Origin of the sequence: Ruegeria marisrubri (assembly GCF_001507595.1) — a bacterium.
In the GTDB taxonomy this organism is placed as follows: Bacteria; Pseudomonadota; Alphaproteobacteria; order Rhodobacterales; family Rhodobacteraceae; genus Ruegeria; species Ruegeria marisrubri.
Genome location: NZ_LQBQ01000001.1, coordinates 178,352 through 198,654 on the forward strand (window position 1 = coordinate 178,352; position 20,303 = coordinate 198,654).

The 20,303-nt window shown below is 61.8% G+C and carries 17 protein-coding genes and 1 tRNA gene; 8 read left to right on the forward strand and 10 right to left on the reverse strand.

What is annotated here, in order from left to right:
* Positions 1–15: 15 nt before the first annotated feature.
* The 3 genes from AVO45_RS00815 to AVO45_RS00835 all read left to right on the forward strand — a co-directional run bounded on the left by AVO45_RS00815 (position 16) and on the right by AVO45_RS00835 (position 4,965).
* Positions 16–1,332 (forward strand): YeaH/YhbH family protein, encoded by a 1,317-nt coding sequence (locus AVO45_RS00815; RefSeq protein ID WP_068343401.1) that lies wholly within the window; start codon positions 16–18, stop codon positions 1,330–1,332.
* Entirely contained in the window at positions 1,325–2,821 is a 1,497-nt protein-coding gene (locus tag AVO45_RS00820) for a SpoVR family protein (RefSeq protein ID WP_068343403.1), read from the forward strand. Before AVO45_RS00815 ends, AVO45_RS00820 begins: the two co-directional genes overlap by 8 nt.
* A gap of 1,017 nt (positions 2,822–3,838) precedes the next feature.
* A protein-coding gene (locus tag AVO45_RS00835) for an IS3 family transposase (RefSeq protein WP_099045701.1) occupies positions 3,839–4,965 on the forward strand; the annotation gives its coding sequence in 2 pieces (ribosomal slippage) (positions 3,839–4,103 and positions 4,103–4,965; 1,128 coding nt in all).
* Between the two features lie 3 nt (positions 4,966–4,968).
* On the opposite strand, the gene AVO45_RS00840 is transcribed toward AVO45_RS00835, so the two are convergent.
* Both AVO45_RS00840 and AVO45_RS00845 read right to left on the reverse strand, forming a co-directional pair.
* A complete protein-coding gene (locus AVO45_RS00840) occupies positions 4,969–5,367 on the reverse strand; it encodes a hypothetical protein (protein WP_157770073.1) in 399 nt (132 codons plus the stop codon).
* 387 nt (positions 5,368–5,754) lie between these two features.
* A tRNA-Cys gene (locus AVO45_RS00845) sits at positions 5,755–5,828 on the reverse strand.
* A gap of 236 nt (positions 5,829–6,064) precedes the next feature.
* On the opposite strand from AVO45_RS00845, the gene AVO45_RS00850 reads away from it, so the two are divergent.
* The 3 genes from AVO45_RS00850 (at position 6,065) to AVO45_RS00860 (ending at position 9,300) form a co-directional block, all read left to right on the forward strand.
* A complete protein-coding gene (locus AVO45_RS00850) occupies positions 6,065–6,718 on the forward strand; it encodes a protein-L-isoaspartate O-methyltransferase family protein (protein ID WP_068343411.1) in 654 nt (217 codons plus the stop codon).
* Between the two features lie 92 nt (positions 6,719–6,810).
* The gene (locus AVO45_RS00855) at positions 6,811–8,229 is read left to right on the forward strand and encodes a TolC family outer membrane protein (RefSeq protein WP_068343412.1); all 1,419 of its coding nucleotides are present in this window, start codon (positions 6,811–6,813) and stop codon (positions 8,227–8,229) included.
* 135 nt (positions 8,230–8,364) lie between these two features.
* On the forward strand, positions 8,365–9,300 hold the full coding sequence (locus AVO45_RS00860; RefSeq protein ID WP_157770074.1) for a hypothetical protein: 936 nt from the start codon (positions 8,365–8,367) through the stop codon (positions 9,298–9,300).
* A 3-nt stretch (positions 9,301–9,303) separates the two neighbouring features.
* Here the strand turns inward: AVO45_RS00860 and AVO45_RS00865 are convergent, their stop codons facing one another.
* Both AVO45_RS00865 and AVO45_RS00870 read right to left on the reverse strand, forming a co-directional pair.
* A complete protein-coding gene (locus AVO45_RS00865) occupies positions 9,304–10,761 on the reverse strand; it encodes a cobyric acid synthase (RefSeq protein ID WP_068343415.1) in 1,458 nt (485 codons plus the stop codon).
* Between the two features lie 175 nt (positions 10,762–10,936).
* Complete coding sequence (locus AVO45_RS00870) at positions 10,937–11,257, reverse strand: DUF6280 family protein (RefSeq protein WP_068343418.1); 321 nt, start codon at positions 11,255–11,257, stop codon at positions 10,937–10,939.
* A 219-nt stretch (positions 11,258–11,476) separates the two neighbouring features.
* Here AVO45_RS00870 and efp point away from each other — a divergent pair, with 219 nt between their 5' ends.
* On the forward strand, positions 11,477–12,040 hold the full coding sequence (efp, locus tag AVO45_RS00875) for an elongation factor P (protein WP_068343420.1): 564 nt from the start codon (positions 11,477–11,479) through the stop codon (positions 12,038–12,040).
* 96 nt (positions 12,041–12,136) lie between these two features.
* On the opposite strand, the gene AVO45_RS00880 is transcribed toward efp, so the two are convergent.
* From AVO45_RS00880 to ygfZ, 3 genes are all read right to left on the reverse strand, one after another.
* A complete protein-coding gene (locus AVO45_RS00880; protein WP_068343423.1) occupies positions 12,137–13,072 on the reverse strand; it encodes an ABC transporter transmembrane domain-containing protein in 936 nt (311 codons plus the stop codon).
* A 104-nt stretch (positions 13,073–13,176) separates the two neighbouring features.
* Positions 13,177–13,986 (reverse strand): efflux RND transporter periplasmic adaptor subunit, encoded by an 810-nt coding sequence (locus tag AVO45_RS00885; protein ID WP_157770075.1) that lies wholly within the window; start codon positions 13,984–13,986, stop codon positions 13,177–13,179.
* A 37-nt stretch (positions 13,987–14,023) separates the two neighbouring features.
* Positions 14,024–14,761, reverse strand: a complete 738-nt coding sequence (gene ygfZ / locus AVO45_RS00890) for a CAF17-like 4Fe-4S cluster assembly/insertion protein YgfZ (protein WP_068343428.1) — start codon at positions 14,759–14,761, stop codon at positions 14,024–14,026.
* Between the two features lie 72 nt (positions 14,762–14,833).
* Between ygfZ and AVO45_RS19280 the strand changes: the two genes are divergently transcribed.
* A complete protein-coding gene (locus AVO45_RS19280) occupies positions 14,834–15,511 on the forward strand; it encodes a TIGR04283 family arsenosugar biosynthesis glycosyltransferase (protein WP_082688615.1) in 678 nt (225 codons plus the stop codon).
* 1,035 nt (positions 15,512–16,546) lie between these two features.
* Here AVO45_RS19280 and AVO45_RS19610 read toward each other — a convergent pair.
* The 3 genes from AVO45_RS19610 to AVO45_RS00910 form a co-directional block, all read right to left on the reverse strand.
* The gene (locus tag AVO45_RS19610; RefSeq protein WP_157770076.1) at positions 16,547–17,260 is read right to left on the reverse strand and encodes a hypothetical protein; all 714 of its coding nucleotides are present in this window, start codon (positions 17,258–17,260) and stop codon (positions 16,547–16,549) included.
* Positions 17,261–17,272: 12 nt separating this feature from the next.
* Positions 17,273–19,231 carry a DNA topoisomerase IV subunit B gene (parE, locus tag AVO45_RS00905; RefSeq protein ID WP_068343437.1) on the reverse strand — a complete coding sequence of 653 codons (1,959 nt, stop codon included), beginning with the start codon at positions 19,229–19,231 and terminating at the stop codon, positions 17,273–17,275.
* Positions 19,232–19,396: 165 nt separating this feature from the next.
* The gene (locus AVO45_RS00910) at positions 19,397–20,275 is read right to left on the reverse strand and encodes an alpha/beta fold hydrolase (RefSeq protein ID WP_068343439.1); all 879 of its coding nucleotides are present in this window, start codon (positions 20,273–20,275) and stop codon (positions 19,397–19,399) included.
* Between the last annotated feature and the right edge of the window lie 28 nt (positions 20,276–20,303).

Below are 20,303 nucleotides of genomic sequence, written 5' to 3' on the forward strand. Positions count from 1 at the left end.
GAGGCGACGAGCAGAATGGGCCATTTCGTCGACCGGCGGCTGAACCCAAAGGACAAGAGCCTCGGCAATCGTCGCCGTTTTCTCCGACGCGTTCGCAACATTGTAAAGCAATCCGTCCTGGAAAGCGTGCGCCGGCGGGCCATTGCGGATGTCGATCAAGGGGAACAGGTCAGTGTCCCGGCAGGCGGAATTTCCGAGCCGAGTTTCCGTCACGCGAGTGAAGGCGGCCGGCGGGAACGGGTTCTACCCGGCAACAAATCGTTCCGGGTCGGGGACCGGATCGCCAAGCCCAAGGGCGGCGCCGGGCAGGGCGGTCGTGAGGGCTCCGCCGAAGGCGAGGGCGAAGATGACTTCGTTTTCATGCTTTCGCGCGACGAATTCCTCGATATCTTTTTCGACAATCTGGAACTGCCCGACCTGGTCAAGCGGAACCTCAAGGAAATCCACTCAACCAGACCCCGCCGGAAAGGGTTTGCCGTTACCGGCACCCCTGCGACCCTGAGCGTCGAAAGGACGATGCGGACCGCGCTCGGGCGGCGCATTGCGCTCGGGCGGATCGGCAACAGGAAGATGCGAGAACTCGTGGCGCGGATCCGCGAACTCGAAGCGCTGACGTCGCCGACACCCGCGCAGCTGGCGGAGTTGGCGGAATTGCAAGGGCAACTCAAAAGGGTCCGTCAGCGCCGCAGGCTGGTTCCCTTCGTCGATCCGCTCGATGTCCGCTACAAGCACTATGTTCAGGAACCCGAACCGTCCGCCAATGCGGTCATGTTCTGCCTGATGGACGTGTCCGCTTCGATGGGCCAGCGCGAAAAGGATCTGGCCAAGCGGTTCTTCGTGCTGCTGCACCTGTTCCTGCGCCGGCGTTACGAGCGGACCGACCTCGTGTTCATCCGTCACACTCAGGTTGCCAGTGAAGTTGACGAGGAAACGTTCTTTCACTCGCGGGAAACCGGGGGAACGGTCGTCAGCTCGGCGCTGGTCAAGATGAAGGAGATCATCGAGGAAAGGTATCCGCCTTCGGATTGGAACATATACGCCGCCCAGGCCTCTGACGGAGAGAATTTCGGCGGTGACTCAAAGACTTGTGCAGAGATCCTTGATTCGCAGCTGATGCGGCTCTGCCAATATTTCGCATATATCGAGATCATCGACGAAAAAGAGGCCGAGTTGCTCACCAGCGAAGACAACGGGATGGAGCTGTGGCGCGCCTATCTCGGCGTGTCGAAGCTCTGGCCGCAATTCGCGATGAAGCGCATTGCCGGGCCGGCGGATATCTATCCGGTATTCCGCGAGCTTTTCGAGAAACAGCGCGAGAAGGGTCATGGCTGAGGTGAGAAACGAAAAAACCCTCTTCGAAGGGACCGAATGGGACTTCGATACGCTGCACCGCACCTATGACGCGATCGAACGGGTCGCTCTCGATGACCTCGGGCTGGATGTCTACACCAACCAGATCGAGATCATCTCCTCCGAGCAGATGCTTGATGCCTATTCCTCCACCGGCATGCCTCAGATGTACCGCCACTGGTCATTTGGCAAGCATTTCATCCAGCACGAGCAGCTCTACCGCAAGGGCGCCCGCGGTCTCGCCTACGAAATCGTCATCAATTCCAACCCCTGCATCAGCTATTGCCTTGAGGACAACACGATGGCCCTGCAGGCGCTGGTGATCGCGCATGCCGCCTTTGGCCACAATCATTTCTTCAAGAACAATCACCTGTTCCGGCAATGGAGCGATGCCGAGGGTATTCTGGACTACCTGGAATATGCGCGTGACTTCATCGCGCGGTGCGAGGAACAGTATGGCGAGCGCGAGGTCGAAGAACTGCTCGACGCCGCCCATTCGCTCATGCCGTCCAGCGTTTTCCGTCACCGACGTCCGATCGAGCCCTCGTTGCGGGACAAGACCAGGCGCCTTCGCGAGAGGCAGGCCGAAGAGGAGCGGGCGGTGTATTACCTGTGGGAATCCATTGACCGCGACCGACCCACGGCCCAAGCCGACGAAGAGGTCCAGACCCGCAAGCGCCAGATGGGGCTGCCCGAGGAAAACATTCTGTATTTCGTCGAGCGCCACAGTCCGAGCCTGAAACCATGGCAGCGCGAGATCCTGCGTGTTCTGCGCAACATCGCCCAGTACTTCTATCCTCAGCGCCAGACCAAGATGATGAACGAGGGCTGCGCCTGTTTCGTGCACTATCACATCATGCAGACGCTGCATGCGGCCGGTCGGATCAACGACGGCGCCATGTTCGAGATCCTGCACAACCACACCAACGTGCTGACCCAACCCGATTTCGACGATCCGCGCTTTTCCGACCTCAATCCCTATGCCATCGGGTTCGCCATCATGCAGGATATCCAGCGGATCTGCGACGATCCCACCGAGGAAGATCGGGAATGGTTCCCCGACATCGCCGGGTCTCGCGACTGGCGCAACGTGCTCAAGGATGCGTGGGCGAACTACCGGGATGAAAGTTTCGTGCAGCAGTTTCTGAGCCCCAATGTCATCCGGCGGCTCAAGCTGTTCTCGCTCGTCGACGAGGAGGGATCTCCTTACTATACCGTCGACGCGATCCACGACGAACGCGGCTACAGGAAGATTCAGGAAGTTCTCTCCCAGAACTTCAGCGTATCCATGATGGATCCCGACATTCAGGTCGTCGATGTGGATCTGGCGGGGGACCGGTGCCTTCGGCTGCGTCATTTCAAACGCCATGGCATTCCGCTCGATGAAAAGACACGCGAAAAAACCCTTGCCAATCTCAGGCACCTCTGGGGCTATGACGTCGAGATTGACGATGCCGATGCTGACGGATGACGCTGTGACGACGGTATTCGCCACCATCGCAACTGCGCTGTACGGATTGCCTCAGAAACGGACGCTTCGGGCTTCGTGACGAGCACGTGTGTTGCATCAAAAGAGGGCGCCGAGAAACGGCCGTCACGATGGCGTCACTTATTCCGATCTGGCCCCGCCATTCCTTGCGGCAAGCTGTGCAAAAGGGGATCCTCATGCCATGCATAGGGAAACCGTCGGACCACAGTGCAAAAAACACATGCAAGTCTAGGCGATGCGATCTGGCTGAGATGTTGGAGGCGAGTACCGGACCCGCTACCATTTTTCTAAGCCATTGAATAGGCCGGACAATCAAGAGCGAGGTTGGCTCGTGTGTCTCACTTTCTGTCACACAACGTGGAGAAAGCCGCCACGACTGTCAACTGTATCCGATACCGATAAATCGGAAATAGCGTAGACACCGGCACCGATTGGGCGTCAAACCCAGTGGTTTCTCTGTGTAGGAGGGGATAAGGAAAGCCGCAAAGGTGACGGCGGAGGCAGAGGGCCTATGGGGGAAAATGGGAACACGGCACATGTAGATGCCCGCTCGAAAAAATGTACCGGATTTTTACGATGACATTCGAGAACGAATACCTCTCCAGCTTTCTGAGTGACGAGCAAATCGTTGCACTACCGGATCAGGGCGCGGGCCAGACTTGGGCCTTTGAGCCTTTCTTGCGACTGCGACACAAGAGCACGCAGGCCAAGCTAGACCTTGCACTAGATGACTTTGCGTGGCTTGGCAAGCAAGCTATCAACGTAAACGCAGTTCGGACGAGCAAGAGCGGTTCATGGCGTGCTGTCGCGTCGTCTTGGTTAACCTGCTTAGGGCACACGTCAAGCGCAACGGCATGTCAGTTGGCATAGGAAGGCAAAAGCAACGCCTTGACCGCGAAAGCCGCTATAGGCCGGAATACATGACGGCTCACCTGGAGTTGCCCCCTGAAAGTGGTCCACCAACTGGGATAGATTTGTCCCGCAATTGGAGGATCAGCGATGGCTGGAAAACGAGAGAAGGCCGAAGAGATTGTATCGAAGCTTCGGCAAGTTGAAGTTCTGCAGGGACAAGGCGCGACGGTCGCCGAGGCCGTGCGCCAGATCGGTGTGACGCAGCAGACGTTCTATCGATGGCGGAAGCTCTATGGCGGGATGGGGCGATCTCAGCTCACCCGCCTGAAAGAGCTGGAGAAGGAGAACCAACGGCTTCGGCGGGCGGTGTCGGACCTGACGCTGGACAAGCTCATTCTGACAGAGGCAGCAAAGGGAAACTTCTGAGCCCTTCGCGTCGCCGCAAGTGTATCGACCATGTGCGGCGGGCGCTTGGCGTATCGGAACGCCGCGCCTGCCGCACGCTCGGGCAGCACCGGTCCACGCAACGCAAAGCTCCGCAAGGACGTGCCGACGAAGAGCGTCTGACCGACGACATCATCGAGCTGGCCCACCAATACGGGCGCTATGGATATCGCATGGTGACCGGCTTGCTGAACAATGCAGGCTGGCATGTGAACCACAAGCGGGTCGAGCGCATCTGGCGACGTGAAGGGCTGAAGGTTCCGCAAAAACAGAAGAAAAGGGGGCGGCTTTGGCTGAATGATGGCTCCTGCGTGCGTCTGCGGCCGGAACGTCCCAATCATGTCTGGTCTTATGACTTCGTCCAGGATCGCACTGCAGACGGGCGCGTTTATCGGACGCTCAACATCATCGATGAATACACGAAGGAGGCACTTATGATCCGCGTTGATCGAAAGCTCAATTCCACGGATGTGCTCGATGCTCTGACGGATCTGTTCATCCTGCGTGGCCCGCCGAAATACATAAGGTCGGACAATGGGCCGGAATTTATCGCCCGGAAAGTGCGGAGCTGGATCACGACCGTCGGCGCCAAGACGGCTTACATCGAGCCAGGATCACCTTGGGAGAACGGATACTGTGAAAGCTTCAACGCCCGCTTCCGCGACGAGCTGTTGAACGGCGAAATCTTCTACAGCCTAAGGGAGGCGCAAATCCTGATTGAGCAATGGCGTATCCACTACAACACCGTCAGGCCGCACAGCGCTCTGGGCTACCGCCCGCCCGCGCCGACAAGCATCGTCCCGGTGGACCAGAGACCCACGAGGCACTAACAATCAAATTGGACCACCTAATAGGGGCAGACCAAAGTATTCGACAAGGATATTCAGGTATGCACGGTTCTGGCCGATCGTTTTGCCAGCCCATTGGCGGGAATGCTCTGCGATGAAATCATCTACCGCCGCACCCAAGGGCGATGAGGCTGATAGAACGGTCGCAGGAGTAGTTGAAACCACGGCAGGGGCTTCTCCATAGGAGTAGTGCTCAAGGCGCTCAGCGGCCTTCAGAATGGCTCTGAGCAAGTCGCGCCGTCCCTTGCGGAGTTCAATGCCAATGTTGGGGCTGCTGTCTTCCCAGTCTTCCTTGGAGACGCCCATCTTTCGTTGGAACGGCCCAATCGGTAGCCATTGCGGATGATCAGACGGCGGGTCGAGGAATGTCTCATGGTCCAGCATTTCGCTTCGAGCATCTTCAAGGGCGTTGGGGGAAAGCCCATGATTGTCTAGCCATGCCATGTACCGGTCGAGTTGGGCTTGGAAGTACGCCCCGACGAGTTCCCGAATTTGATCTTGCCTGAGCCTTGCCAACGCTCTGTTGTCCCGAGTTACTTGGCCGCAAGATGCAAGATGGCGAGCGAGAACGCCAGCCCGATCCGGGCAGCGAGTACGTAGCGACAACCGGATGGTCTTGCGGGGTTGGCCTTTTTCGTGTGGCAAGGGCCAACGGAAGTAGAAAACGCCGTGGCGAGAAAGGCTTAGGTAGGCTGACAACTTCATGGGCTTGTGCTCCACTTTGTGTCGCACTTGACCGTCCAGATGCTAAGCCGCTGATTTAGAAAAAAATGGAGGCGAGTACCGGAATCGAACCGGTGTACACGGATTTGCAATCCGCTGCGTCACCACTCCGCCAACTCGCCTTTTCAAGTGAAATCAATCACTTGTTGTGGTGTGGGCGGTTTTCTATCAGCTTTCGCCGGGGACGTCCAGAGGCCCGTTTCAGAAATCTGCGCCAGCTCTGCGGAAAGCGAAGCTGGCCGCCCGACGGCCCCAGGCAAATTTGCCCCCGCGACGGGATTACGCGCCAAGGGACGTTGCCGGGCTGTGCGGGATGTGGCAAAAGCCGGATAACCGAGGGAACATCAAGAGCGATCAAATGAACGATTTCGCAACCCGCCGCCGTGTAATGGTCGATACGCAGATCCGGCCTTCAGACGTGACCAAGTTTCCGATCATCGACGCCATGCTTTCGGTGCCGCGCGAGCGGTTCGTTCCCGACGCGCAACGCGAGGCAGCCTATGTCGGCGACCTTATGGACTTGGGCAATGGCCGCTACCTGCTGGAACCCCGGACGCTGGCCAAGATGCTCGACGGCCTGAATATCTCGAGTGACGAGGTCGTGCTCGACGTCGCGCCTGGGCTGGGCTATTCCACGGCGGTGGCGGCACGGATGGCGCAGCTGGTCGTTGCCGTCGAAGAAGACGAGCAGATGGCGGCAGAGGCGCAGGAGCTGCTGCTGGAATCCGGGGCGGACAACGCGATCGTCCATACCGGCCCTCTTGCCGAGGGGGCTGCGGAACACGGCCCTTATGACGTGATCATGATCCAGGGCGGGGTCGAGCGTGTGCCGCCGGCGCTGTTGGATCAGTTGAAGGAGCATGGCCGCATCGCCTGCCTGTTCATGGAAGGCGAGTTGGGAACCGTGCGTATCGGCCGCAAGGTCGGCGACCGGGTGACGTGGCGCCACGCGTTCAATGCAAGCGCCCCCGTCCTGCCCGGCTTCGAAGCGGAACGTGCATTTTCGCTATAGTTGCGCATCGGGTGCGCCCAATGTCTTGATTAGTTGAAAACAAAGGCGCAAACTGTCTCCGAGGCAGGAAAAATTAATTTGAGGGGAATAGTATGCGCACAGCCACGCGAGGCAAACTGGCGCGGGCGCTTGCACTGACGGTCGGAGTTGCTCTGACATCGGTGGTGGCCCGGCCTGCATCCGCCGACAACCTGACCGACGCCATGATTGGTGCCTACAATACCAGCGGCCTGCTGGAACAGAACCGCGCGCTGCTCCGCGCCGCCGACGAAGATGTGGCCATCGCCCTGTCGGCGTTGCGTCCGATCATCGACTGGACCGTGCGGGTCACGCAAGACTACAACAAATCCCGAACCAGCGGAGTGGTCACGGACAACAGCCCGTCCAGGTTTTTCACGGGCGTTTCGCTGAGTCAGTTGATCTATGACGGGCGTGCCAGCCTTTTCGGCAAGCAATCCGCCCAGGAAACGGTGCTGTCGACCCGCCAGGCGCTGCTGCAGGTCGAGCAGCAGGTTCTTCTCCGCGCGGTTCAGGCTTATCTGAACGTGCTCCTGGCCGAGGAAACCGTCGCCATTCGCGAAAACAACGTGCGCCTTCTGGGTGAAGAACTGCGGGCGACACAGGACCGTTTTGACGTGGGCGAAGTGACGCGCACGGACGTGGCCCTGTCTGAATCGCGTCTGGCTCAGGCCCGCGCAAACCTGTCGGACGCGCGTGGCAACCTGAGCACCGCGCAGGCCGAGTATGTCAATGCGGTCGGCAGGCAACCGGGGCGGACCGCGGGGCAACCCAGCCTGCCGAAACTGCCGGCGTCGGAGAACGAAGCCGTCAACCTGGCCGCACGCAATCACCCGTCGATCCTGTCGGCGCAACATCAGGTCAAGGCACTTGACCTCTCGGTCGCGCAACAGCGAGCCGGGCTTGGGCCATCGGTGCGGTTGTTTGCGGATGTGGGCATCGTCGAGGATTTCGATGACGATGACTATTCCAATGATGCAAGGCTCTCGCTGGAGTTCCGCCAGAACATCTATGCCGGCGGACGGTTGGCCGCGCAGGTCCGCAGGGCCATGGCGCAGCGTGATGCGTCCCGCGCCAACCTGCTGAACGTTCAGAAGGACATCAGGCAGGGTGTCGCGGATGCCTACGCCAGATTCCAGACTGCAACTGCCAGCCTGACCGCTTCAACAGAGCGGGTGCGCGCCGCGCAGGTCGCCTTTGACGGTATCCGCGAAGAGGCCACTCTGGGCGCACGGACGACGCTGGACGTTCTGATCGCCGAGCAGGATCTGCTGGATGCGAAGCTGTCGGAAGTCGGGTCGCGGACCGAACGTTCACTGTCGGCCTATCAATTGCTGGCGGCACAAGGTTTGTTGACGGCAGAACGGTTGGGTCTGGCGGTTCAGATCTATGATCCGACGCTGTATTACAACCTGGTCAAGAACGCGCCTGCTCAGCTTAGCAAGCAGAGCCGCGACCTTGATCGCGTTTTGAAAGCTCTGCACAGGGACTGAGACGTCGCTCTGTCTGTTGTGGGAAGGCAATAGTTTGGCTACACTCGATCCCGAGGGCAAGAGCGGTAGAAACTAATGTCAGATCGAGTCGCAAAATCTGAAATCGAGGACGTTTTGTCCTCGATTCGACGCTTGGTGAGCGAGAAGGGCCACAAGCTGCCGCTGAAGCAGATGGCCACCTCTGTTGCCAAGCCTGATCGTCTGGTTCTGACACCCGCGCTGCGTGTGGGCGAAACTGCCGAAACCGCTGACAAAGAGCCTCCGATGCACGGGGCGGTCGCGCGTGATCCGGAAAAATCCCGCGAACTGGAAGCAGGGAAAACCCCGGGCGCGCCCGCCAACATGGATGCGGAAGCGGCGCCCAAGGAGTCTGGCGGCGCCCAGGCGATGGTTCTGAGCTCGAACCATCTGGTGAAGTCCGAGAGCGCACCGGCACGGGGTGCGGCGAATGTCGAACCCGAAGTTGCGTCTGCCCCAAAGCCGGTAACTGCCGGCGGGATTGGCAAATCAAGAATCGAACCGCTGAAAGAAGAGCTGGCCGACAGTCTGAGTGCCAAGATCGAAGCACTGGAAACGGCGATCGCGCAGACCGAAGACCAATGGGAACCGGACGGCGACAGCGATGACGCCTATGCGGGAACCCGGGTGCGCAGGATCACTCTGCGCCTGACCGATGAGCCGCCCGAGGTCGCCACGGATCCTGAGGGCGCCGACCAAGAGGCGCTGAAGCAGGGCGAAGAATCCGGGGCCGGGGCCGAGGATGCGCCGCACGTGGCAGAGGAGGCGGACGCGCCGCAATTCGTGCACATGCCCTCGCCAGAGGAACGCGCGGCGCCCGCGGGCGCCGATCGCGAAGGCGGTCAGAAAGGTGTGGAAGGCGCACCTGAAACCGGCGAGAATGATCTGGACCTGCAAGAAGCAGGTCTCGACGAAGAGGCGCTGCGCCTGTTGGTGGCCGATATCGTCCGCGAAGAGTTGCAGGGGGCTCTGGGCGAGCGGATCACGCGCAACGTGCGCAAGCTCGTCCGCCGCGAGATTCAGATCGCGCTGGCCGCCCGCGACCTGAAATAGCACTCAGCGCCGGCAGGGCTCTTCCGCCAGAGACAGGATCAGGTCCAGATCCATGTGCCGTTCGAGGTGATCGGCAAGCGCGTCCAGCGCATTTTCCACGCCATCATCATACGCTGTCGTCGAGGCGACCCCCAGGCTCGCCAGGTAGCTGGCTCGAAACGGATCCGACGTGAACAGGCCATGCAGATAGCTGCCACGGATGCGCCCGTCTGCGCTTGCCGCGCCCTCGGGGCGTCCGTCGATCTCCAGCCAGGCGCGCGCGCAGTCGGGGCCTTCGGTGCGGCCCATGTGGATCTCGTAGCCCGACACCGGCTCGCGGCCGGGCAGGGCGGTCGCGTGGCGCAGCGTGACCTGCTTTTCACCCGCCATGACCGTCGAGACATCCAGCAGGCCCAGCCCGTCCACCTTGCCGGGTTTTCCGTCCACGCCCTCGGGGTCCGAGATCGTTTTCCCAAGCATCTGGTAACCACCGCACAGGCCCAGAACGTGCCCGCCGCGTCGCACATGGGCATAGAGGTCGATATCCCAGCCCTGCGCCCGGAAAAAGGTCAGATCCCCGATGGTGGACTTGCTGCCCGGCAGCAGGACCAGATCCGCGTCGCCCGGCAGGGGACGTCCGGCGGCAACGATCTCGACGCTGATACCGGGTTCGGCGGCCAGCGGGTCGAGGTCGTCGAAATTCGCCATCCGTTCCAGTTGCGGCACGACGACCTTGCATGCACCGCCGGTATGCGAGCGAATGTCCATCATGTCCTCGGCGGGCAGCTTCCACGCGTCGTTGAACCACGGCACGACGCCAAGGCAGGGCCAGCCGGTGCGCAAGGCGATGTCGTCGCGGCCTTCGTCGAACAGGGACACGTCGCCCTTGAAGCGGTTGATGGCAAAGCCGCGAATGCGGGCGAGGTCGGCGGGGTCCAATACGGCCTGCGTTCCGACGATCTGCGCGATGACGCCGCCGCGATGAATGTCACCGACCAGAACCACCGGCACACCCGCCGCGCAGGCAAAGCCCATATTCGCGATGTCGCCCTTGCGCAGATTGGTCTCGGCCGGGCTGCCCGCGCCTTCGACCAGCACCAGATCGGCATCCGCGCAAAGCCGGTCGAAGCTTTCCAGCGCCGCGCCCAGGAGTTTCGATTTGTCCTTGCGGTAGTCGCCGGCCCTCATCGTGCCAGCGCGGTGGCCTTGAACGATGATCTGCGCGCCGGTGTCGGTTTCGGGCTTGAGCAGGATCGGGTTCATGTCGGTATGACTCGGGCGTCTGGCGGCCCGCGCCTGCAGCGCCTGCGCACGTCCGATCTCGCCGCCGTTTTCCGTCACGGCGGCGTTGTTCGACATGTTCTGCGGCTTGAACGGGGCAACCCGCAGGCCGCGCCGCGTGTAGGCGCGCGCAAGCCCTGCGACCAGAATCGATTTTCCGACATTGCTGCCGGTGCCCTGAATCATGATGGCGCGCGCCATGGACTTCCTCCTGCTTTCGCGCGCAGATGACCCGATTTGCACTTGGATGGAAAGTCCCCGACGGTCCGATTTGATCGCGAAACCGACATGGAACGGGCCATTGCAACGTCATGCGGGCAACAAAAAAAGCGCGCCGCCAAACGGGACGCGCCTTTTTCAGAGGTTGGAAACGGTGTCAGGCCGCTTCGGCCTGCTGCGCAGCGTTGCGGCGCTCGCTTTCCTCGCGCGACAGCGCAACCGAGGTCCGCACACCGCGGCCCACGAATTCCATCAGGCCCTGAACGACACGCTCGTTCGGGTCGATACCGGCACAGGTCAGCACTTCGCGGCCGTCGCGCGAGCGTGCCCAACGGGCGATCTGTTCGGGGCCGTTGCCGTATTTCTTGTCATCGGCAATGGCGTCATCCAGCGCGGCCAGTACGACAGCCGCAAAAAGCTTACGAGCGCGGTTGCCCTGCTCGTTGTTATAGGCGGTGCCGTCAACGAAATCTCTCATCTCGTCTTCCTTGTTTTTCTTGCTCTTGCAATTTTCGGCGTGGCGGTCCTTATGACCGATATGGCGCGATTCGGATACACCTAATTTGCATATTTGCGTTGCGTCAGGTGCATAGCTTTCTGCGATTGCAGCACTAGGTGTCGTTGTCTTGCCAGGTTCGGTCCCGCCAGATATAGGGTCGCCGAACGGTGCATCAACCCAGTGTGAAGGAATAATGTCATGCCCAAGATCAATGGGAACGAAATCCGCCCAGGCAATGTTCTGGAGCACAATGGCGGTCTTTGGGCTGCAGTGAAGGTGGAACATGTGAAGCCGGGCAAGGGCGGAGCGTTTGCGCAGGTCGAACTGCGCAACCTGCGCAACGGCACCAAGCTGAACGAACGTTTCCGTTCGGCCGACAAGGTCGAGCGTGTGCGGCTGGAGCAAAAAGACCAGCAATTCCTGTATGAAAGCGACGGAATGCTGGTGTTCATGGACACCGAAACCTACGAACAGATTGAATTGCCGGCAGAATTGCTGGGCGATCGTCGGCCCTTTTTGCAGGATGGCATGACCATCGTGGTCGAGTTCTATGAAAACGAGGCGCTGAACGCGACGCTGCCGCAGAAGGTGACCTGCAAGGTGGTCGAGACTGAGCCGGTGGTCAAAGGGCAGACCGCGGCCAACTCGTTCAAGCCGGCGATCCTGGACAACGGCGTCAAGATCATGGTTCCGCCCTTCATCGCGCAGGACGAGATGGTCGTGGTGAACACCGAAACCATGGAATATGCCGAGCGCGCGTGACGTGACGTCCTAAGTCGGGCGCAGCTGCCGAAACAGGGAAATGGGCCGTTTTGTACTGGTGCAAAGCGGCCCTTGTTCCGTTTTGTACAACGGCCTTCAGCCCGGCGCCCGGCGGCGAGCGGGCTGATCGCCGAAGATTTCCAGCAGCAATTCGTACTTGATCCGGTTCGCGCTGACCTGACGGTAGAACGCGATGAGGAAGGCGGTCGGGCCCTGGATGCGGCCAAGGCCGCTGGTCGCCGCCACGACCGTGCCGACATCCGTCTTGCCGTTCAGAACCAGCCACCCGCCCAGCATCAGGACGCCGACCGTGCCGGCCCCGTTGATGGTGCTGAGAAGAAACTTGGCGGACAGTTTCCAGATGAACATGCGGCGGCGGGTTTCATAGATCTCGTCGAACTTTGCGTTGACCGCCTCGGTCACGGCTTCGATGTCCTGCATCGCCAGTTCATCCGTGGCCGAGCGCAGCACGCGGACGCGCTCGGCGATGAACACGTTGACCTTGCGCTGTGACACCAGAACGATGACGATCTGTGGCACGATCATCGAAATCGCGATCAGGCCCAGCCCCGGCTGGGTCGCCGAGATGTAGCCGATCACGCTGATGAGCGTTCCGATCTGCACGACCGGATCGGAGAAGGCGCCGCCGGCGAATTTTCCCAACTCTTCGGCCTCGGCCGATACGGCGGTCGTCAGGGTGCCTCGGCGGACATCCTGGCCTTGCTCGTCCACCTCGACGGCGCGGGTCAGCAATCTGCTGCGGATCATGCGAATGACGTCTTCGCCCAGGGTTCCGGCGCGGAAGCCCAGAAGCCATTTCAGAAACAGGCTCAGCAGGATGACAGCCATCATTCCGCCGCCCAGGGCAAAGAGATAGTCCTTGTCCAACTCCTCTTCGGTGAGCAGGTTGATGATGTCGCGCTGGAATTCCAGTGGAACCGCGGCGAGGGCCGCAATGGCCAGCGACAGAAGGATCAGGATGATCTGGCGCCCGGAACTGACGCGCCAGATTGCGGCATAAAGCTGAAACATTACGGCCCCGTCACTGGTTTAGCAGAAGCCTTGCGCGGAGAAGGGGGCAAGGCAATCACAAAAATGGATTTCACATCCGGTCCCGTGCCGCCCGGGTCACAGGGTCAGGGGCTGCGCAGGCGAGGGTGGACGGTAATCCGCATCCCGGGGCGCAGAAGTTCGTTGGGATTGTCGACCCGGGCGCGAACCGTCAGAGTTCCGGTTTCCGCGTCCACCTCGGCCGACACGTTTGTCGGGCGCGCCGGCAGGGGGTAAACCCAGTCCTCCGATATCCGGAGTTGCAATTCGACGCTTTCCAGAAGGCTCTCGGGAAAGCGCATGTCCTCAAGGTTCAACTCGTCCAGCCGCTGAACATAGGGGATCTCGTAGCTGAGCCCGATGGGATCAAGCTGCACGATCTCGGCCAGCGGGTCGCGGCCTTTCTTGACATACTCTCCGACGCTTACCATCGGTGCGCCGATCACGCCGGAAATCGGTGCGTGGATCCGGGTTCTCTCCATGTTCAGTTCCGCGGCGCGCAGCTTGGCCTGGGTTTCGGCCCGCACCGCATCGGCAAAGGCCTGCGCCACCTCGGCCTTAAGCAACTGCACCCCGGTCGCCGATCCGCGTGACTCCAGGTGCTTCAGCCGCTCGTAGTCCGAGCGGGCCGAGGTCAGCGTGGCCTCGGCCCGCAGCACGTTGGCCCGTTCGGTCGCCAGCGCCAGTTCGAAATCGGTCGCATCCAGCGTGAACAGCAGATCGCCCTCGCGCACCCTCTGGCCCGGCTCGAAATGGATGCCGATCACGGTGCTGGCGATGGCGTTGGAGACGGCGGCCTTGTTGAGCGCCTCGATCCGGCCCGAAAACACAGGGGCATCCTGCGCCCGGAGCGGGGGCGCGACCAGGGTCAGAAACAGGAAAACGACAATGCGCAACATGATGACCCAATGCTCGGGTCCGGCGCGCGCAAAGTCAATTCCCGGCGGACACCTTGGCGTCGCCGGCAACCATGTCCTCGCCCGCGCGGTCAAAGCGCAGATAGGCGATGCCCCGCCCGCCATGCTGGGTATAGAGCACGCCCGCGGGTTTGCCGCCCGAGGTGATCTGGGTGCCGACGGGGGCCTCGCCCTCGACGGTGACGCGGCGCAGGCCCTTGCGTAGCTCGGTCTTGTGCTTCATCCGCGCGGTGACTTCCTGACCGACATAGCAGCCTTTCTTGAAGTCCACGCCGTTCAGGGCCTCGAAGCCCGATTCCAGGATGTAGCTGTCGGGTGTCAGCTCGATGCCGGTTTCGGGGATGCAATGGGCGACGCGGATCGCGTCCCAGTCGGTGCCGTCGTCGCTTTCGGGTTCCGGCGAGTAGCGGCGCCAGCCCAGTTCGGGGTGGCGCGGGTCGGGCAGGGCGCCGTCGGGGGCGGGGCCGGTGCCGCGTTGCAGGTGCAGCCCGCTGTCCGCGATCGTCACGTCGGCGCGCAGCTTGTACATGCTCAGCCGTTTGATCAGGGTATCGGCCAGGCCTTCGGCCACGTCCAGCAGCACCGAGTCGCCGTCGCGCAGCAGGAAGAAATCCGCGATATACTTGCCCTGCGGCGTCAGCAGGGCGGCATAGACAAGGCCCTGATCCAGACGCTTGACGTCATTGGTCACAAGCCCCTGCAGAAAGCTTTCGGTATCCTTGCCGGACAGTCGCAGAACGCGGCGGGTGGGCATTTCGTGGTCCTCGTCAATTCACCTGGCACCGTGATATAGGAGATCGTACAGGCAAGACCAGAGGTGAGATAGGTGCCCGCCCCGATCAGCATCGTCATCCCGACCCTGAACGCGGGCGACAGCCTGCCCGAGACGCTGGCCGCGCTGTTCGAGGGGCTGCAGGCGGGGCTGATCCGGGAACTGGTGCTCAGCGATGGCGGCTCGGCCGATCACACGATGAAGATCGCCGAGGAGGCGGGGGCGGTTGTCGTCTTTGGCCCGGCCTCGCGCGGGGGGCAGCTGCGGCGCGGCTGTGCCGAGGCAAAGGGCGATTGGCTGCTGGTGCTGCATGCCGACACGGTGCTGGAGCCGGGCTGGAGCGAGGCGGTGGCGGCGCATCTCGAGGCCGGGCAGCAGCCGGCGGCGTTCCGGCTTGGGTTCCGCGCCTCGGGCTTCTGGCCCGGCTGGGTCGCGGGCTGGGCCAACCTGCGCAGCCGGCTGTTCGGGCTGCCCTATGGCGATCAGGGCCTGCTGGTGCCGCGCGCCGTCTATGACGCGGCCGGAGGCTATCCCGACATACCGTTGATGGAGGACGTGGCGCTGGTGCGCGCCCTGCCGCGGGTGGCGCTGCTGCGGCCGCGTGCGCTTACGAGTGCCGATCGCTATCTGCGGGCGGGCTGGCTGCGGCGGGGGGCTCGGAATCTGTGGACTCTGCTGCGGTATCTTCTGGGGGCCGATCCGGAACGGCTGGCGCGGGACTATCGGCGCTGAGGCTGTTGCGCAGTTCGACCAGCGACCGGCCCAGCCGGAAGGGCGCGGCAAAGCTGACGAGGCAGAGCGCGAGCACCTGATAGGCCAGGATCCGGGCATTGGCCTGGAGATATTCCCACTCGGTCTTGAGCTTGCCGACCTGTTCGATCAGGTCGTCATAGCTCTGGGCGAGGATCAGGTAGTCGCCGGCGATGGCGGCCACCTTGCGGCGCATGTTGTCGATGGCGGCCTGCGTCTTGGCGTCGAGCGTGGTGAAGACGAGGAACTGCTCGATCTCGAAGGCGTCCGCCCGGGCGGCCATCTTGCGCATCTCCTGCTCGCTTTCGCGGTCGCGCCCGCCGAACAGGAAACGCAGGCCCTGCAGCGGCGCGACCTCGCCGGTGACGGCGATGAACAGGGGCAGGTCGGCATTGCTGGCGGTCGAGGCCGAGAGGAACTCGACCTTTTCGCACAGCACGGCGGTGTCGGGGTCATAGGCCGGGTCGCAGAAGCGCAGCCGGAACCGCGCGGCGTCGCGGTCAAAGGCCTTGGTGGCGGCATAGGCCAGGTCGATCTGCCGGTCGAGCCGCGAGCTGTCGGTGGTGTAGAGCCCCGCGATGATCGCCACCAGCGCGCCGACGCCGCCCAGCACGACCCAGACGAGATCGGCCAGTTTCCACGCCGGATTGTCGGCGGGGAGGCGGAAGAGAAAGGCGGTGCCGATGCAGCCCGCCGCGAAGAACAGCAGGATCAGCGGAAGCTGGTGGTCGGCGATGAAACTCATGCGGCGAGTCTACGGGGCCGGGGGGCGCAGGCAATGGGGCTCACGAAGATGTAGGGTTGGGTGATTTGGGGGCGGTTTGTTCATCCTAATGCATGATGCAGAGCATCATGCATGCGCCCGACCCGCCCCCATGGGCGGGCGCGTTCTGCACCCACCCTCGGGCCGGGCGCGAGGACTATTTTTGCGCTTGATCGTGAACCTTTTTTGATGTCTGGAAACAGACAGAAACAGCGAAAACCAATCGCCAAACTGGCATTTGGCGAACTTGCATTTCACCATGCCACATAGGTAGCCAGATACTCGTGAATAACAGTTTTGACTGTTACACCGCCTTCGAACTCCAAACGGTAACGATAAACACCCGGTTGAAGAACATAAAAGCCGTCGTTGTCAAAACATGGCTCTCCGACCATTCTCTGCATCCATCTGCTTCCCACTTCTGGCCATACAGCGAGCCCGTCTAAACCGTTAAAGAAAGAGCCCAATTGCTCATCTGAGGCTGTTGCAAGGGGAAACACGGCTACCGCTCTGGGCTCGTCAAACATAGGCTCACCGTTTTCATAAAACGCGTGACCTTTGGCGTTCTTGATAACGACTGAATGGATACGGTCAAGTTCTGGGTTCCAAACCACATTGGTTTGACCACCATAAGTTTGATACTCACGCTTGTTGCGTTCTACGCGCCGCCTAAGTGCTTTGTTGCGGGCAAAGATACTTGTTCCAGCTTTCAAAACTTGTGCATTCGGATCAGTTGAGCCAGTCAATACCGCTGACAAAAAAGCGATGAAGTATTCTTCGTCTAGTGAATGCTGTTCATTGCATCTGGCGCACACTTCTGCGACAGGCAAATTCGCAGGATAAGGCTTAGCAAGAATACTCTTCGTCGGAATATGTTCGCGGTTTGTTGAGTTTACGCCGAGAGTTACTGTGCAGTGGTAGCACCATGTCTTATTTCTTTCGTCGCTGAAATCATGAAAGAACTGCAATAGAATTCCACCTCAAACATCCAACTCCTCCACGAACCGGGCGTTCTCCTGAATATACTGGAACCGCAGTTCGGGTTTCTTGCCCATCAGGCGCTCGACCAGGTCGCCGGTCTCGCCGGGTTCGTCCTCGTCGATGGTCACGCGGATCAGTTTGCGTGACTTGGGGTCCATCGTGGTTTCTTTCAGGTCCTTGGCGTCCATCTCGCCCAGACCCTTGAAGCGGCTGACGTCGATCTTGCCCTTGCCACCCAGTCCCTTTTCCAGCCACATGTCGCGTTCGGCCTCGTCCAGGCAATAGACGCGCTTGGCGCCTTGGGTCAGGCGGTAGAGCGGCGGGCAGGCCAGGTACAGGTGGCCCGCGTCGATCATCGGGCGCATCTGGGTGAAGAAGAAGGTCATCAGGAGCGAGGCGATATGCGCGCCGTCCACGTCGGCGTCGGTCATGATGATGACCTTGTCATAGCGCAGGTCGTCGATGTTGAACTTGCTGCCCAGCCCGACGCCAAGCGCCTGCGTCAGGTCGTTGATCTCGGCGTTGGTGCCCAGTTTCGATGAGGCCGCGCCCAGCACGTTCAGGATCTTGCCGCGCAGGGGCAAGAGCGCCTGGGTCTTGCGGTCGCGGGCCATCTTGGCCGAGCCGCCGGCCGAGTCGCCCTCGACGATGAACAGCTCGGTGCCCTCGCGGTTGGTGGCCGAGCAATCGACCAGCTTGCCGGGCAGGCGCAGTTTCTTGGTGGCCGATTTGCGGGCGGTTTCCTTTTCCTGGCGGCGGCGCAGGCGTTCCTCGGCCCGCAGGATCAGGAAGTCGAGGATGGCGCCGGCCGATTTGGTGTCGGCGGCCAGCCAGTTGTCGAAATGGTCGCGGACCGAGTTTTCCACCAGCCGCTGCGCCTCGACCGTGGCGAGGCGGTCCTTGGTCTGGCCCACGAATTCGGGTTCGCGGATGAAGCACGAGACCAGCGCGCAGCCCCCGGTGATGAGGTCTTCGCGGGTGATCTGGGCGGCCTTCTTGTTGCCCACCAACTCGCCATAGGCCTTGATGCCCTTGAGGATCGCGGCCCAGAAGCCTGCCACATGGGTGCCGCCCTCGGGCGTCGGCACGGTGTTGCAGTAGGACTGGATGAACCCGTCGCGCGAGGGCGTCCAGTTGATCGCCCATTCGACCTTGCCGGGGGTGCCGAATTTCTCGTTGAAATCGACGGTGCCGGCAAAGGGCTGGTCGGCATAGGTCGAGGAGCCGTTCATCGTCTCCTTGAGGTAGTCCGACAGGCCGCCGGGGAAGTGGAAGGTGGCCTCGGTGGGCGTCTCGCCGTCGTCGATGGCGGATTTCCAGCGAATCTCGACGCCCGAGAACAGGTAGGCCTTGGAGCGGATCGACTTGAACAGGCGCGCGGGTTTGAAGCGGTGGTGGCCGAAGATCTGGTCGTCGGCGTGGAAGGTGACGGTGGTGCCGCGCCGGTTGGGGGCGGCGCCGAGCTTTTCGACCGGGCCCAGCGGGATGCCGCGCGAGAATCGCTGTTCGTAGAGTTCCTTGTTGCGGGCCACCTGCACGACCATCGAATCCGACAGCGCGTTGACCACCGAGGCGCCCACGCCGTGCAGGCCGCCCGAGGTCTGGTAGGCCTTGCCCGAGAACTTGCCGCCCGCGTGCAGGGTGCAAAGGATCACCTCGAGCGCGGATTTGTCGGGGAATTTCGGGTGCGGGTCGATCGGGATGCCGCGGCCGTTGTCGCGGATGGTGACCGCGAAATCCTCGTGCAGTTCCACCTCGATACGGTTGGCGTGGCCGGCCACGGCCTCGTCCATCGAGTTGTCGAGGATCTCGGCCACCATGTGGTGCAGCGCGCGCTCGTCGGTGCCGCCGATATACATGCCCGGCCGCTTGCGGACGGGTTCCAGACCTTCGAGAACCTCGATCGAGGAGGCGTCATAGGTGGTGGAGGAGGCTCCGGTCAGAAGATCTTCGGGCATGGGTGCTGCTCTTGTTCTTGGGTTTGGCCCATTATGGCAGGTGATGTGGGTCGGGGAAAGAGGGGGGCGAGGTGTTGTGGGTAAAGTCGGGGGCGGGCGCTTTGGGTGCGAGGGGCGCTGCCCCTCGCGCTCCCCGGGATATTTGAGGCCAGATGAAGGACTGGGTCAGGTTTTGTCGGCCCAGTCGAGGATGGCTTGCGCGACCTTTTCGGGGTGCTGGTGGTGCAGCCAGTGGTCGGCGCCGGGGATGGTCACGCGGGTGAGGTTTGGGGCGAAATCCTCGAGCCCTTCGGTGGTTTCCGGCAGCAGGGCCTTGTCCTCGGGGCCCCAGATCAACAGGTGCGGGCAGGCCACGCGCAGCCGCTCGGTGGGCAGTTGCGGCGGGTCAGCCAATGGCTTGCCGGGGTCGGCGACCTGCAGGGGCGAGGCGCGGTACCAGTTCAGCATGGCGTCGAGACGGCCGGGGCGGGCCCATTTCGTGCGATAGGCCTGGATCTGGTCGGGCGTCAGCCAGTCGGTGCCCATGCCGTGCCGGAAGAATTGCTCGAGCTTCGCGAAATTGTCGGCCGCCAGCCAGTCGGCCGAGTTGGGCGCGCGGAGCTGGTTGATGTATTGCGAGGCTTGGGACTGCGCGCCGCCCTTGGCCATCTCGCGCTGGAAGGGGTAGGGGTGGACGCCGTTGGCGATGATCAGGCGGCTGACCAGTTCGGGGCGGAACATGGCGAGGCCATAGGCCACCGATGCCCCCCAGTCGTGGCCCAGAACGGTGACCGGTGCGCCGACCTGTTCGATCAGGGCGGCCATGTCCGAGACGAGCTGTGACAGGACGTAGTTCTCGGTGCCTTCGGGCGCCCAGCTCTGGCCATAGCCGCGCTGGTCGGGGGCGATGCAGTGAAAGTGGTCTGACAGGTGCGGGGCGAGGTCGGACCACGCGCTGCCGTATTCCGGGAAGCCGTGCAGCATCAGCAGCGGTGGCAGCGTTTCGTCCCCCCATTCGCGCAGGAAGAAGGGCTGCCCGTTCAGGTTGGCTGTTCTTGTTCTCATGATGTCTCCTCTGGTGCCGAGCATGCAC